22 protein-coding genes are annotated in these 14449 nt (G+C 42.1%); 7 read left to right on the top strand and 15 right to left on the bottom strand.

Annotated features, from left to right (window positions below; all coding sequences use genetic code 11):
- The coding region (locus tag AM228_RS25905) for an NB-ARC domain-containing protein (protein ID WP_197285419.1) at positions 1-679 on the bottom strand (679 nt) is incomplete at its 3' end.
- Between the two features lie 313 nt (positions 680-992).
- Here AM228_RS25905 and AM228_RS25900 point away from each other — a divergent pair.
- The 5 genes from AM228_RS25900 (at position 993) to AM228_RS25880 (ending at position 2929) form a co-directional block, all read left to right on the top strand.
- Positions 993-1304 carry a hypothetical protein gene (locus tag AM228_RS25900; RefSeq protein WP_054469803.1) on the top strand — a complete coding sequence of 104 codons (312 nt, stop codon included), beginning with the start codon at positions 993-995 and terminating at the stop codon, positions 1302-1304.
- Positions 1305-1379: 75 nt separating this feature from the next.
- Positions 1380-1982, top strand: coding sequence for a hypothetical protein (locus AM228_RS25895; protein ID WP_054469802.1), 603 nt, complete (start codon positions 1380-1382; stop codon positions 1980-1982).
- A gap of 7 nt (positions 1983-1989) precedes the next feature.
- Positions 1990-2181: a DUF2442 domain-containing protein gene (locus AM228_RS25890; protein WP_082349114.1), complete on the top strand. Its 192-nt coding sequence runs from the start codon at positions 1990-1992 to the stop codon at positions 2179-2181.
- Between the two features lie 167 nt (positions 2182-2348).
- The gene (locus AM228_RS25885; protein ID WP_054469804.1) at positions 2349-2684 is read left to right on the top strand and encodes a DUF6883 domain-containing protein; all 336 of its coding nucleotides are present in this window, start codon (positions 2349-2351) and stop codon (positions 2682-2684) included.
- 20 nt (positions 2685-2704) lie between these two features.
- Positions 2705-2929 (top strand): DUF4926 domain-containing protein, encoded by a 225-nt coding sequence (locus AM228_RS25880; RefSeq protein WP_054469801.1) that lies wholly within the window; start codon positions 2705-2707, stop codon positions 2927-2929.
- Positions 2930-3025: 96 nt separating this feature from the next.
- Here AM228_RS25880 and AM228_RS25875 read toward each other — a convergent pair whose 3' ends face one another.
- The 4 genes from AM228_RS25875 to AM228_RS33575 form a co-directional block, all read right to left on the bottom strand.
- A complete protein-coding gene (locus tag AM228_RS25875; RefSeq protein WP_054469800.1) occupies positions 3026-3670 on the bottom strand; it encodes a DUF4058 family protein in 645 nt (214 codons plus the stop codon).
- 245 nt (positions 3671-3915) lie between these two features.
- Positions 3916-4737: a Uma2 family endonuclease gene (locus tag AM228_RS25870; RefSeq protein WP_054469799.1), complete on the bottom strand. Its 822-nt coding sequence runs from the start codon at positions 4735-4737 to the stop codon at positions 3916-3918.
- 336 nt (positions 4738-5073) lie between these two features.
- Positions 5074-5244, bottom strand: a complete 171-nt coding sequence (locus tag AM228_RS34575; protein WP_190880754.1) for a hypothetical protein — start codon at positions 5242-5244, stop codon at positions 5074-5076.
- Positions 5245-5349: 105 nt separating this feature from the next.
- A complete protein-coding gene (locus tag AM228_RS33575; protein WP_156332061.1) occupies positions 5350-5526 on the bottom strand; it encodes a hypothetical protein in 177 nt (58 codons plus the stop codon).
- Positions 5527-5587: 61 nt separating this feature from the next.
- Between AM228_RS33575 and AM228_RS25865 the strand changes: the two genes are divergently transcribed.
- On the top strand, positions 5588-6361 hold the full coding sequence (locus tag AM228_RS25865) for a DUF6544 family protein (protein ID WP_054469798.1): 774 nt from the start codon (positions 5588-5590) through the stop codon (positions 6359-6361).
- A 145-nt stretch (positions 6362-6506) separates the two neighbouring features.
- Here the strand turns inward: AM228_RS25865 and AM228_RS25860 are convergent, their stop codons facing one another.
- The 10 genes from AM228_RS25860 to AM228_RS25825 all read right to left on the bottom strand — a co-directional run bounded on the left by AM228_RS25860 (position 6507) and on the right by AM228_RS25825 (position 12651).
- Complete coding sequence (locus tag AM228_RS25860; protein WP_054469797.1) at positions 6507-6965, bottom strand: DUF2214 family protein; 459 nt, start codon at positions 6963-6965, stop codon at positions 6507-6509.
- A gap of 315 nt (positions 6966-7280) precedes the next feature.
- A complete protein-coding gene (gene petC, locus AM228_RS25855; RefSeq protein WP_054469796.1) occupies positions 7281-7814 on the bottom strand; it encodes a cytochrome b6-f complex iron-sulfur subunit in 534 nt (177 codons plus the stop codon).
- A 98-nt stretch (positions 7815-7912) separates the two neighbouring features.
- Entirely contained in the window at positions 7913-8119 is a 207-nt protein-coding gene (locus AM228_RS25850) for a DUF2892 domain-containing protein (RefSeq protein WP_054469795.1), read from the bottom strand.
- 38 nt (positions 8120-8157) lie between these two features.
- Positions 8158-9057, bottom strand: coding sequence for a CoB--CoM heterodisulfide reductase iron-sulfur subunit B family protein (locus AM228_RS25845; protein WP_054469794.1), 900 nt, complete (start codon positions 9055-9057; stop codon positions 8158-8160).
- A 2-nt stretch (positions 9058-9059) separates the two neighbouring features.
- The gene (locus AM228_RS25840; RefSeq protein ID WP_054469793.1) at positions 9060-9662 is read right to left on the bottom strand and encodes a 4Fe-4S dicluster domain-containing protein; all 603 of its coding nucleotides are present in this window, start codon (positions 9660-9662) and stop codon (positions 9060-9062) included.
- 10 nt (positions 9663-9672) lie between these two features.
- Entirely contained in the window at positions 9673-10515 is an 843-nt protein-coding gene (locus tag AM228_RS25835; protein ID WP_255353271.1) for an FAD-dependent oxidoreductase, read from the bottom strand.
- Between the two features lie 101 nt (positions 10516-10616).
- Positions 10617-10736, bottom strand: coding sequence for an FAD-dependent oxidoreductase (locus AM228_RS36450; protein WP_255353270.1), 120 nt, complete (start codon positions 10734-10736; stop codon positions 10617-10619).
- A gap of 283 nt (positions 10737-11019) precedes the next feature.
- Positions 11020-11442, bottom strand: coding sequence for a heterodisulfide reductase-related iron-sulfur binding cluster (locus AM228_RS35745; protein WP_231636951.1), 423 nt, complete (start codon positions 11440-11442; stop codon positions 11020-11022).
- A complete protein-coding gene (locus AM228_RS35740; RefSeq protein ID WP_231636950.1) occupies positions 11442-11912 on the bottom strand; it encodes a hypothetical protein in 471 nt (156 codons plus the stop codon). Before AM228_RS35740 ends, AM228_RS35745 begins: the two co-directional genes overlap by 1 nt.
- 40 nt (positions 11913-11952) lie before the next feature.
- Positions 11953-12651 (bottom strand): 4Fe-4S dicluster domain-containing protein, encoded by a 699-nt coding sequence (locus AM228_RS25825; protein WP_054469792.1) that lies wholly within the window; start codon positions 12649-12651, stop codon positions 11953-11955.
- Positions 12652-12980: 329 nt separating this feature from the next.
- On the opposite strand from AM228_RS25825, the gene AM228_RS25820 reads away from it, so the two are divergent.
- Positions 12981-14297 carry an FAD/NAD(P)-binding oxidoreductase gene (locus tag AM228_RS25820; protein WP_054469791.1) on the top strand — a complete coding sequence of 439 codons (1317 nt, stop codon included), beginning with the start codon at positions 12981-12983 and terminating at the stop codon, positions 14295-14297.
- Positions 14298-14449 lie beyond the last annotated feature (152 nt).

The following is a 14449-nucleotide window of genomic DNA, read 5'->3' as shown; positions in this document are numbered from 1 at the left end:
ATTGTTGCAGTTGGTTTTTTAGGCAGGAAAGGGTGGGAGTTTCTGTGAGACTTTTCCAAATAATATAGTCAAATTCAGGCTTGATTTGTTCGATGAGTTGCCTGGTTAGTAAGCTTTTGCCAATGCCACTTAATCCATAGATGGTGATTAAGCGGATCTGGTCTTTTAAGATCCACTGTTTGAGGGTATTTAGTTCGGTGGTGCGGTTGTAAAATTCCGTGAGGTCTGGGGCGTCGGTTAGGTCGATAATGGGTGAGGGATTTTGGTTGGGGGAAGAGTCGGGGGAAGAGTGAGGAGAAGAGTCAGGAGAAGAGGGCGATCGAGGTTGTACATCTTTAATAGTTTGTATAAACTGACCAACAATGTTAATATCAATTTCTTGTAATACACAATTGTCACACCGGGAAATTTCAGAAACCCGATGTTTTTTCTCTATCTTGGAACGAAAATTATATTTATTCAGGTCTTCTCCTAATTCTTCCCGCAACTTTTCCCACAACTTAGCGGCTTCTTTTTTAACGTGAGATTCACTGCACTTATACTCTGTAGCAATTTGAGGATATTTTTTACCTGACCACACCCCCGTCAGTATAGCCTCCTCTATAGATGTCAGATTTTCTCCAGTTTTATCAAGTATCAACCGATCCGCCCATTGTAATATATCTTCAACATTCTTCATATTTGGATACAAATAGAGATATTTTTTAATCTTTTTCAAAAATATCCTACCGAATCCTACTTTGTCAACCAAATCCTACCAAATCCTACTAAATTCCGTCAGGATAATTAGACAAATTGTGTACCAAATGTACTGTTTTAGGCTTGTCGCATATAAATGTTACAGGATAAAATTAGGGAAACCAGCAAATTAGATTTCGTTGTTTAACTCCTTTTAAGACTGAATAAAAATATGAATATAAGCTAGAAGATGAACCAGATAATTTAAATCTATCTATCCTGTAACGTAATTAATTTAATTTATAATCAAAGCTATGAGTAGTGATGATCTTCTCCTGTTGTTTTTTTTGTCGTCTTTGATAATTTTTATTTCTGCGTTGGGTTATTCGATAGAAAGGCAAAAAAAAATGAACAAAGTATTTTATGCTCTTGTAAAAGCACAAAAAGTTGTTACTGCTACTGATTTCGCCGTTGCTTGTGCAGAATATCGTTTTGGTATATTCAAAAAAGGAATTATCATAGAGGCCGCCGAGTCTCAAATGTTTTTAAGCATAAAATGTAAACAATTAGGAGGCCGTGAAGTCAAGCAAGGTAATACAAGTATTTATCATTTTGACCTTGAATAAATACCTTGGTTATTTTGCTGATTTGTTAAGATTAATTTGCTCCCAACAATAAGAAATGTTAGGGAAAATAAAATTATGTACCATAATCTAAAAAAAATTTCAGCGATCGCCATAACTATCACAGCTATAGTAACAGTACCTAGCTGTGGTTTCGATTCCGATCAACCTTCTGAAGTTGCAACAACTAATTCACCAGAAGAATCTGTTGTTTCAGACGATCCTTCAGTAGAAACACCTGAGCCACCAACTCAAGAAGAAGCTTTGGCAGAATGCGGGGAACAAATTACCTGGAAAGTCGGGGAAACAATTCATGGAAAACAAATTTGGTTGGTACACGAAGGTTTTGTTATATTACCAAGTCTCCCACGTTGGGAACGATTATCTATGGCTCAAAGATGTGAATATGCTCAGAAGATTTGTGATAGGCTAGAAAGTAGAAGTCAAGTACAGCAACAAATTGAACTAATGGCTTGCGAATTAGGAGGCAATTGTTCAGGCTTTCCTCCTTTGAAGCAAGCCTTGGAAGCTAATGCGTTAATCTTATCCAGTCAAGAGATCGTTTGCAGAGAAAAATATGTGCGATTCGCGCAAGAAACAATTGAAGAAAGTAGGCAAAGAATGATAGAAAACAACCAAGAAGCTTATCGAAAACTTATCGACTCAATGAACAGAAATTAGTCAATTAATGGATGGACGCACTCTCACCGTTACTCTAGCTTGGTTTCCTCGACTATTAAAAGCTACTCCCGAACAGTTAGAAAAATGGGTGATTTGTGGCGGCGTTTCTGGGATTCATTGGGAAGAAATTGATGAGGATATTAGTACCGAAGGATTATTACGCGGTGCTCCTGCGCCTCGGAATCAAACGCGATTATAAGGCAAGAAACCCGGTTTCTTTAAGCAACCGGGTTTCTATGTTTCTGTGGGGGCGATTTCGCGAAGCGGATCGATCCAGAGGCAGGAATCGCGCCATTATCGGAGGTGAGGATAGTTGCAAAACATGAGATCATGGATTTAATTCCTGGAACAAAGAGGAGAAATAGCTTGAAACTACCGAATTATGAGCAAGTGATCGTTCCCCAGAAAAAAATTACCGCATATTTACTATCACTAACTCATCCTGACGGCAAAAGTAAGGCAAAATTTTTTCTCAAGTTTGGGTTTACCGTTGATAACTGGAAAATCATGGCTACTGCTTTCATCAATCATGCGGCTGACCATGAATTAGCTAAAATAGAACCATCCCCTTTTGGGACAAGGTACGTTATTGAAGGTGAACTAATCACCCCAGATGGTAGAAACCCAGCAGTCCGTTCTGTTTGGTTTATCGCTACTGGAGATGATACTCCTAGACTGGTCAGCGCATACCCACTAGAATAAAATTCCTCAAATTACCCAAAATGATTAGTGAATTAGATCGAGTTGTTTTAACCGCAGATTTACCAGAATATAATTTAAAAACCGGCGATATTGGCACGGTCGTTTTAGTCCATCAAGAAGGTTTGGGCTATGAAGTAGAATTTATCACCATCGCCGGAAAACCGATCGCGATTGTTTCTTTATTCAATTCTCAGGTTCGGGCGATCGGTGACAGAGAAATTGCCCAAGCGCGAGTTTTGGCATGATAATGTATGGAGTAAGCAGAAACCGGGTTTTTTGAAAAAACCGGTTTCTTTGTTTCTGTGGGGGGGGGCGCGATCGCACATATTCTTAATATTACCTTAATCTATCTTTTGTGCTAATAACTGTTTAACCCAAACTCGATTTGTTTCTGATAAAGCCGGAACAATTTCTGAGGTATAATCAATCCGATAATCATAGCCAGCTTTATCAGAAATTTCGGTAAATAACTGCTGGAAGTTTACCGTTGGCTCAACATCGTCCGATCGCAAAGGCAGACAAAAAATAGGCAGCGCATCTTTTAAATTAAAAGCATATAATTCCGCTGCTGGTCTTTGGGCATAACGACTAATTAAAATTCGATAATCTGACTGAATATTCGGGGCTAAAATTGGCAGACAATCAAAGCTTCTAAGTAAATCAATTTCGACTAAATTGGTTAAACTGCCCAAAATACGCTGACGTTTTTGCAGATAGCTTTCTCGTCCTTCCCCCGGACGTTTATTAACCGGAGATAAAATTTCCACAACCGTGACAACTAAACCGCTGCTTCTATTTCTTACTTCTAAATAATGCTGCTTAATTTTTTCAGACATTGGTGTAAGCTTTGCGATCGCAATTTCATACTTGGGACGAACTTGCGGCACTAAAGAATCTGCCAATGCCACAATTAACCGGCTATGAACTTCAGGCCAAAAATCAGGATTTTCCAGATAAGGATCGAACCCTGGAAACGGTGAAGGCATCGATTGACCTCCGTGCAAATTAAAATTGAATCGCCTCAACTAATCATAGCAATTTTTAATTGCTCAATTCGCCCCACCACTTCCAGGAATGGTGTTATTTGACATCAGATTCCAGCGCATTCGATCGCGAAATCCTATTCAGACGAAATTAAGCGTGAGCCAAGATATTACAAAATCCAACAATTTGGCAGAATGCAACATCTTGGCCCAACAGCTTTAACTTAAGTTTTAACTTAAGTTTTAACTTAAAGGTTATCGGGATCTAGCCCGATCGCCCGCAACCGTTCCGCGAGACGTTCTGCCCGCTGGCGTTCAATTTCCGCTCGTTGGTGTTCAATTTCCGCCCGTTGGCGTTCAATCTCCGCCCGCTGGCGTTCTGCCTCAGCAAGCTCAACCGCTTGTTCAGCTTTTTGGCGTTCAGCCTCTTCCGGCAACAGCACCAAATTGCCTTCGGTATCGTAAAACCGTAACCAAACCGCCTCCTCTCGGTCGATAGTACCCGACCAAGTTCCCAGCCAAAACCCCAAACTCTCACACCACAGCCAACCTCGGTCATTTGCCCCCAAGGGCTGATAACCGTGGGAACTGTGCAAATGCCATCCCTGCAAGGAATTTGGCTCAAACGGGTCAAAGACAAAGTAATCAGGGGTGCGGAAAACCCGCTGATAAATATCCTTCTTGACTCCTTTATCTATCCTCGCGGTACTGGGGGACATGAACTCGACAATCACATCTGGGTAGCGACCGCCTTCCTGCCAGACCACCCAGCCCTGTCGTTCCCTTGTCCCGTCTACATCTAAGACCGCAAAGAAATCAGGGCCGCGAAAGTCTTTGTTTCTAACTTGTTCGCTGCTGTAATAAATAAACATATTGCCGCCCGTGTAAAAATCATTGCGCGAGATCCAAGCTTGTTGCAATGACCGGATCAGGACGTTCATGGCAATGCGGTGGCGGTTAGTCTCCAAGGGTTCTCCATCATCAAAAATCAAGTCCGTCGGCGGCATGGGGGGTTCCCAGTCCGGTTCCACAACGGTTTCGGGGTTATAGGCGGTGAGCTCTACTGACATTTTCGGCTCCCTACGGTTGGTAGTTCTTGTTGATGATTATATCCCTTGGGGCAAATAGCTGGCGGCCTCATCCCACGGGCATTGGAGCCGCCCAATCAGTTCTCAAAAGCCCCCCGAACGGCTGGTCTTGTAGCGGTTTTTGTTCTCGTTGTTCTTCCAGGCTCTAGCAGGGGAACGAGAAAATGCCCGGTTTATGGTTACTTTTCCAGAGTTTCTACGGCTAATTTCCACCCTTGAAAGCTAGGAGGAAATCCTCGGACGTTGCTGTATCCTAACATTTGCAAACTCATCATTCCCCTTGATGATATTTTTGAGGGCGGCGGTATTACCAATGGTCTAATAATCCCCCGGTAGGGAGGTTAAAAACTGGGTGATTTCTGCGGATAATTCTGCTTGGGGCAGGGAACTTTCCGCCATGACTGCTAAAGGTGCGATCGCTCCTATCCCCATTTCTAGGGAAATAGATAATAAAGTCCCCAGGACAACTGATATCAATTTTTTGGCCATTGTTTTTTGCTGCCAGATTAATCAAGACGCTAACTTAATTTATAGAAATTTTCAGATAAATACAATACTTTAGGGGCGAAGCATTCCGGCAATGAATTTCTGATTTTAAGCAATAACGTATCTGCCGGAATGCTTCGCCCTTACGGAGATTTGTGGTTTACCCATCTGCTCTTTGGGCGAAGCATTACAGGCATAAATTTTTGCTTTGAACTGATAAATTAATTGAGTAAGGAGACTAAGTAGCGATCGCTCTGAGGATTTATTAGGTTGGCGATCACGCATCTATAATTGGGCATATATAATATAAAATAAATACCACCAGGTACAGAATGAGGTCAAACCAATGTGGGAAATAGCACGTAGTGAAGTTTGGGAGTTACTGAGCAAAAGTCAGGAAACAACAACAGAACCAATCAGCGAAACAAATATTATGAAACTACCCGAACCAGTGCAACGTTATCTTAGATATAGTGGCGTTATTGGTAAAGAGAAGATTAAAACTGTTCGCCTCAAGCAAAAGGGATTTTTTAGACCCAGTGAAAACTTACCCTGGATGCCGATGATTGCGGAGCAATATTACACAACAAATCCCCCGGCTTTTTTGTGGTTCGGCACTGTCAAAGCTTTGCCGTTTCTGTCCATTTCAGCGAGAGATAAATTTATCGATGGGCAGGGCAGTATGCTGGTTAAACTACAGTCTTTTTTCACCTTAACCAATGCCAGGGGTGACAAAATAGATCAAGGGGCATTGTTGCGTTATCTGGGTGAAATGATGTGGTTTCCCAGCGCATGGCTATCGGATTATATCCAGTGGCAAGAAATAGATTGCCACTCAGTCCGGGCTATTTTGAACTGCAATGGGTTGGAGGTTTCCGCTGTACTACATTTGAATGCCGATGGGCAAATCGTGAAATTAACTGCCCAAAGATATCGAGAAGTCAAAGGTGAATATGCTTTAGATGAATGGGAGGCTATTCCTATGACTAACTATCAAGAATTTAATGGGTTACGCATTCCGGTTAACGTGGAAGTTTTATGGAAGTTGGAATATGGCAATTTTAGTTACTTTCGCGGTGAAGTCGTGGATATTGCTTACAACAATGTCGGACTCTATTAGACTTTTTGCACCCCCCTAAAAAGTCCCCCTTTTTAATGGGGGGTTGGGGGTATCGATCTGGTATGCAAGCCAGAATTGTCTATTAAATGCTGGTTTACATGAAGTGCGATCGCCTAGGCTAATACTACCGGGGGCAATATTAAATCTAGCCAATCCAGCCACTCATTCTAGCCATTAATGCGGCGAATAGCGGCAATAGCGTAAAACAGATTAACTCCCCTTTAATCAGCCAAGAAATCAGGTTTACTTTGCCGATTTCTAATTGGGGCGTTTGACCTCTTTGCAGGCTTTTAGTCCAGGTAATAAAAGTAAATGTAGGATACAGGGACAACAGACTGACTAGGATAAATACCCCGATTTTTGCATAGAAAAATGGATTGCTAAGATAGTAATCGCTGCCTTTGCCGAAATAGATGACTCTTAATATTCCGGTGACTAGAATTGCCGTAGCTGCTATCCCATAAGCGGCATCTGCAAAAGCCACTCTTTTGGCTTCATTGAGGGTCATTTCTTGTTTGAAGTTAAATACTTCTACGGTTAAAGCCCCAAAAGCTAACATGAAACCTAAGTAATGGAAATAAGCGGTAATTGCACTTGCCCACATTATAATGATTTCCCTAAGTATGATGAACAATCGATCGCCGCTTGATAAGTTACTTAATAAGTTAAAAAGGCGATCGCGATTATCTTACCCCATTACCCAGTTGTTTGACAATAATTTGGTGGCAGATTATTGAATTTTGGGTTAAAAATTCCTGACCACATAGTTAATTTAATTATCAAGATTTACCCGTGGCTATGGCTAATTTTAATTGCCGCCATTATACCATGCCGCCGGTAATATTAAAAACCGATTGAAATCCTGATTTAATCAGAAAATCAGCGGCGATCAGACTACGTTTATTTAAACTAAATTTAGTTAAACCCACCAAGGAGTTTCGCCCGTGCGCGGGTCTATTTCCGTCCAAGGAGAAATCAAAATCACGTTATCTTTGACGACCACATTCACTAATTTCAGTGGCAAAGGTGCGGGGCCAGGCAATACAGAACCGTCCGCACTATAGCGAGAACCGTGACAGGGACATTGAAATTCTTGGTCAGTTCCATTCCAAGGAAATGTGCAGCCTAAATGGGTGCAATTATCCACAATTCCTATGCGATCAATCCCATCTTTTTGGATGGTTAAATAAGTCGGTTCACCGGCTAAACCGGCAACTAAAGCGCGAGTGCCTACGGGTTCCGCTAAAATTTGACTGGCAGGAATAAGATTACCTAAAACATCTTTGGCGATAATTGCTCCCCCTTCACCCTTTTCTGATGGGAGAATAAAATATTTGGCGACGGGATAAAGTGCAGCCCCGGCAGTAGAAGCAACGGCAGCACCAGTCAAAAAGTTGAGCAACTTTCGCCGAGACATGGAAGGGCTTTCGAGAGGTAAACTATGATTATCCATTGGAGTGTTTTTGTTATGTTATGATTGATTTCAGAGTGATAGTTGGGATAATTTAAGGGCAAATTATTCCAGTCAGTTTTGGGATTTATTTCTGTAATTTATTTGGGGGATTTACTGGTGTTAATCCCTAGCAAGCGATAGATGCCACAAAAGCCAAATGTCGCACTGAAAGCCAGCAAGCCTGCGCCAATATCTAAGCCAATGGCTAAGGGCGTACCTTGGTAAACATTCACACCTGTATAAAGTAGGGCTGCGGCTAATAAAAACCGCACCATTCGATCTAAGCTGCCAAGATTGTTAGACATGATAACTACTGGTATAATTTTTGACATTAACTAATGCTTTAAAAACCCAATTTAGCTAAAACCGGCTTGACCGAAACAATATGCTTATTCATGCCCAAATTACTCGGTTTAATGCCTAAAGCTAACCCGATTAATTCGGTGATATAAATAATCGGCATATTGTAAGAAACATTGTATTGTTTCTCGATATCCGGCTGGCGGAGTTCTAGGTTTGTATCGCACAGAGGACAAGCCAAAACAATGCAATCTGCCCCCAAAGCTTTGGCCTCATCTAATATATTTTTAGTCAGGTCAAAAGCTACATCTTGTTTAGATACCAAAATCGGGCTACCGCAGCACTTAACTTTGGATTTGAAGTCAACAACTTCTGCCCCACAAATTTCCGACAATCGATCCATTGATGTGGGGAAAACTGGCGAATCCCAGCCGGTGATATCGGCGGGTCGAGTCAACAGACACCCATAATAACAAGCCACTTTTAAGCCGGTTAATGGTCTTTTGACTCGCGAGGCAATATCGATATCATTGGCTAACACATCTACGACATTTCTCACCCGGATATTATATTCAGAAACATCGATTCCCATTTCTGACATAATCGCCGTGATTTTTTCTTTTTCCGTGGGGTCTTTTAATGCCTTCATTGTCCGGGCTGATTTGTTGTAACAACCGGAACAAGATGCCAATAAATCGAGGTTTTGTTTTTGGGCTAAGGCCACATTTCGGGCAGCCATTGCCATGCCCACATCGTGAGAAACACTGGCGGCGATCGAACCTCCACAACAAGACCAGTCTTTGAGGTCTTCGAGTTCAATTCCTAACTCTTTCATCACCACTTTGGTGGAGATATCAAATTCTTTGGCGGTGGTATGCAGGCTGCATCCGGGATAGTAAGAATATTTCTGGGTTTGGGTAGTTTTGGTAATTGTTGCAGTCATGGTTATTTCGCCTTTTCTAATGCTTGTTTAAATGTTTTGGGGTCTTTGATTTTGTCCGGCAAGGGTGACATTTTGCCTTTGAGGGCTAATTGAATCCCTAATGGCGCTTGGTCGATCATGGCTTTTAATCCGCCATATCGCTGCATTAATTCTGGTTCAAAAAGGATGCCGCGTTTTTCAACTAAGTTCACAAAAATTTGATTAAATCGAGTCGAGTCGTTTTCGATTCCTTGACGAATGGCGATCGCTTTTACCGCTTCAATTACGTCGGAAGGAGGGACTCCACGGGGGCATCGGGTGGTACAGATATAGCAAGAACTACACATCCATAAAGTGTTACTTTGCAGTACCTTTTCCCATTCCCCCCGTTGCACCATTAAAATTAGGGTTCGAGGGGACATATCCATCCGGTCAATATTGGTACAGCCACCGCTACAAGTGCCACATTGCATACAAGCAGCGATCGCCGCCCCTTTGCCACCTTCCTCTACGACTTTCTGCATAAAATCGGGATTCATTTTATCGCCATCTAATTGGCGATCGCTTTTCAGTCCAAAGACAAACTTTCTTTTAGACTTCGTTGTTTTTGTTGTATTGGTTGTCATTGTTTTTACCTCACTTCACTGCTGCCATTGTTGCCACTGCTTGCCCATTCATGCTTAAGGCAAAATTCGCGGGATTGCTGGCAAGAAAACTGACCATTTCTGCCGCTGCCGATCGCCCATCAGTAATTGATTCCATAATCGATTTTGGCCCCGTGGCTGCCCCCGCGAGAAAAATCCCTTCCCGGTGAGACGCATTATTAGAATATTGTTGATGAGCAGTGGCATAGAAGCGATCGCAACCAATTTTTAAACCAGCCACTTCTGCTAAATCAGAATTTCCTTCCATTCCCACCATCAAAACCAACAAATCCACCGTCAACCGCATTGGTTTTGCCGTCAAAGTATCTTCTAAACGCATCAACAAACTGCCATCATTTTGCTCTGCTGCTTCAGAAAGCCGACCTCGGAGAAACTGCACCCCAAACCGTTCCTGAGAAGTGCGATAAAGTTCCTCATAACCGCGACCAAACACCCGAATATCCATATAGAGGCAGTAAACTTGGCAATCGGGAATTTGTTCTTTCACCTCAATGGCTACTTTAATCGCATTAGTACAGCAAACTCGCGAACAATAATTATTATTCACCTTCTCATCGCGAGAACCAACACAATGAATCATCGCCACTTTTTTCGGCGGTTTACCGGCCTTAGTTTGCAAATTTTTTGCCTTCAACATCGCATCTAGTTCTACCGAATTGATGCAATTATCATAAACTCCGTAGCCGTATTCTTCCTTTAAAGTGGCATCAAAATGGTGATATCCCGTCGCGACTATAATTGACGCTGCCTCAATTTTTTCTCCAGTGGATGTAGTCACGGTAAAATGCGGGGCAGCACCGTTAATCTCAGTCACCGTAGTATTAGTTAAAATTCTCGTATTCCCCAAACCTGCCGTCAGATTCGCGGTAATTTACGAAGCATCGGTAAAATCAGGAAATACTTTATACTACTTATTTAAATGTCCGCCAATTTTTGCTTATCAATTAAAACCACATTTAGGCCAAAATTTTGCAGTTTTACTGCTGCTGCTAATCCCGCAGGGCCGCCACCAATTACTACTACTTGTTTATTCATTTTTTTTACCTGAAAATTACAATTAGCTAATACCATTTACAAAAATTCATCCAACAGCCCCTAACATTGGTAGGGTGGGCAACAATATTCACCCAAAATTAACATATATTATGGTGGATTATTGCCCACCCTACAATATAAATACTTATTGGTGTATATTTTTTTGTAATTGGTATAATTTAACGAAAAGAAGAGGTAAGAGAAAAAGAAACCGGGTTTCTTTAATGGGTTTAACAAAAAGCTTACTTTAGCCAAATAGAAACCCGGTTTCTCTCTGAGGTATCTAAAACGGTCTTCTCCGTTGTTCAGGAGTTTTAGACTTATCGTAGGGGATGCCAATTTTATCCAGCAAAGGCTCGATCGCCACTACTTTGGCATTCAATCCACAATCTTTAAAGGGGTCATAACCTAACATTAACCCGGTCAATTGTGCGTAATCCAGAACACTGACATTAAACTCCTCTTCCAGCACTTCTTTAATCGTGCCTTGTTCCGCATCCAAAAACACCGTACAACCGGGACAATTAGTGAGGATTAAATTACAGTCTGGATGGGCTTCTTTCAAACTAGCCATTTTCTTATAAACGCTACTGGCAGTATAGTCGCGGTTTTCGGGGAAAGCGCACTGACGGAAACCCATGCCACAGCAATGGCGACGTTCTGGATAATCAACAATTTCCGCCCCAAAAGCTTCGAGCAATCCCACTAAAACTTGGGGAAATTATACCCCACCCATTGCTTCACCTGGAAAGATTTTACCATAGTGACAGCCAAATCGACCGCCTTAATTCCCTTCAAGCTATACTTAGCTTTTTCGGCTAATTTATGTCGGTTAGCATAGAAAACATCAGAAGCATGAACTACTGAAGGTCTGCCCCCAGAAACATGAGGAATCCAGAATTCCCGTCCGGTAGTTTCTTTTAAGGTTTTGGCGGTATATTCTCGTAATTCTGGTTCTTCTTCCCAGAGTTTAATTACTTCGGTGTAGTTGGCAAAAGAAGTGACACAGAATGAGAAGAGATTATCAACTCCTTGTTCATAGTGAGCGAGGGAAAAATTCCGCGCTGCGATCACCATTTGGGCTTCGATGGTTGTGACATCTCCGTGATAGCCGATCGCCCCACAAAAATTATGTCCGGGAGCTTCCCGCAAATCCATACCCAAATCATTTTTCAATATTTTATAAGCAATGCCTTCGGTGTATATGGATTTTGTCTTATTTCATTTCGTAGTTTCTGCTATCCGCAGTCTCTACCCAGTTGTCCCAAAACTTCTCAACCTCTTCTTTGCTCCCGAGTTTCTTTTCCATGCCTTTTTCTACCGCATCCATTAACTCGATCGCCCCGGTTGCTTTATAAATTGCCCGCAATTCATCCATATCTTTTTCGGGAATTACTCGGTGGGAACCGGCGCTATTTTCCTTGTCCATTGGGACATCCCACCATTCGCGCATTTCCGCTCTATGTTCATAATAATATTCCCAGTTTTCGCCCAGTTCCGGGAAATGTTCCGGGGTAATATTTTCTGCCAACAAGGTATAGCCGCGTTTCAGCATATTTTCCCCAAATACTCGCTTGGCAAATAACTGTTGTCTGCCTTTTTCTGACTCGGCAAAATAACCGTGACGCACGGAAAGACGACGCAAAGCGAGAATTACTGAAGCGGTACTGTTGCCTCTCGGACACCGGGTTTTACAAGAAAAACATTGCCCGCAAAACCAAATTTTGTCTGACTTGAGTAACTGCACCAACCAATCTTCATCTTCCGTTTGGCAAATGTTCATCACCTCGCGAGGGGAATAGTCATAAACCTCCGCTGCTGGACAAACCGCCGTACATACACCGCAGTTCAGGCAGGCATTCATCCCATGCTGGTATTGAATGTCTTGTTTCAGTTCGTCAACTAACTTGCCCATTGGTAAACTCCTTGTTGTTCGCTAATGCGTCATATTTATATTCTTTTGTATGGCTATATAATGATTTATTTAAATAATGTCTTCAATAAGTAGTTTTGCTTAAATTTTCCGCAAACCTCAGCAACTTATGGAGATCAAGGGAAATTTAAGGAAAAATTGGCCTGGAGCGAAAATTATGCTTTTTTATTTTAAAAGCTACATAATAATATAGTTATATAATCGAAAAACTTAGGCCGGAAATCTGACAACCGGCTTAGGTATATAGACTTCAGACTTCCTTGTCAGTTGGCAATCAGTAACATTACCCACACCTTACCCAAATAGATAAAATGGCAACTTTAACCTCAGAAACCGCTCAAACTCCCGCATTAACCGCAGTTCCCGCAGTCAGCAAAACCGTCCATTACCAAATTGCGATCGTTGGGGGTGGTGCAGCGGGAATTACCACCGCGTCTGTACTGTTGAAACGAAATAGTCAGTTAGATGTGGCGATTATTGAGCCTTCAAATAAGCACTATTATCAACCCGGTTGGACATTGACCGGAGGGGGAATTTTTCAAATTCAAGATACGGTGAGAAACCAACGGGATTTGATTCCGGCTGGGGCAACTTGGATTCAAGATCGAGTGGTGAAATTAGACCCCGATCGCAATGCGGTGATTACTCAAGAAGGCATTGAAGTTTTATATGAATATTTAATTCTTTGCCCCGGAATTCAAGTTGATTGGCATTTAATTAAAGGATTACCAGAAGCGATCGGGAAAAACGGCGTTACTAGCAACTATTCCCCTAAATATGCCCCTTACACCTGGGAACTGATTCAAAAATTCTCTGGTGGCAACGCCCTATTTACCTTTCCGAATACGCCGATTAAATGTGGTGGGGCTCCGCAAAAAGTGATGTATATGGCCGATGATGTATTCCGCAGTAAATGGGGCGTGCGTCAGCGCAGCAACGTCATGTTTTTAACTCCGGCAACCAAAATGTTTGCGGTGCCGGAATATTACGCTTTATTAGATAAAGTGGTCAAAGAACGGGAAATAGACGTAAAATTCCGCCACAATCTTAAGGAAATCAAAGGAGAAAGTAAAGCAGCTATCTTTGATATTTTTGATACTTCCGGCAATGTGGTGGATGAAGTCACTTATCAATATGAAATGATTCACGTTGCCCCACCGCAAAGTGCCCCGGATTTTATTAAACAAAGTCCTTTAGCCACCCCCAACAATTCTTATGGTTGGGTAGATGTGGATCAATATACAATGCAACACAATCGCTATCCCAACGTATTTGCTTTAGGGGATGCTTCTTCGGCGCCTACGTCTAAAACCGCTGCTGCCGTCCGCAAACAAGCCCCCGTGGTTGCCGAAAATTTACTCGCTTTCATGGCCGCGAAACCGTTAAATGCTAAATATGATGGTTATACTTGTTGCCCTTTAATTACTGGCTATGATAAAACCATCATGTCAGAATTTAGTGGTTATACGGCTACCCCCATGTCTAGTTTTCCCCTCAATCCGATCAAAGAACGTTGGATTATGTGGAAAATGAAGACAGATATTTTACCCTGGGTTTACTGGAATCGGATGCTGAAAGGCGCAAAATTTGAGGGAGATTATATTAAGTTTCTGCAATGGAAAAAATAGAGTTATTACTTTGACTCCAAAAAGCCTCTCTTAAAAAGGGTGGTTGGGGGGATCGACACCTTACAGCGCTTTTCAGATTACTGAACCATGAGCGGGCGAAGCATTCCGGTATTTAATTTAATACTTTCAGTATTGTAGGGGCGAATGGCCAT

This window comes from Planktothricoides sp. SR001 (genome assembly GCF_001276715.1).
Lineage (GTDB): Bacteria > Cyanobacteriota > Cyanobacteriia > Cyanobacteriales > Laspinemataceae > Planktothricoides > Planktothricoides raciborskii.
The sequence above is the reverse complement of the archived record's forward strand: the minus strand, read 5'-3'. Positions and strand labels throughout refer to the sequence as shown.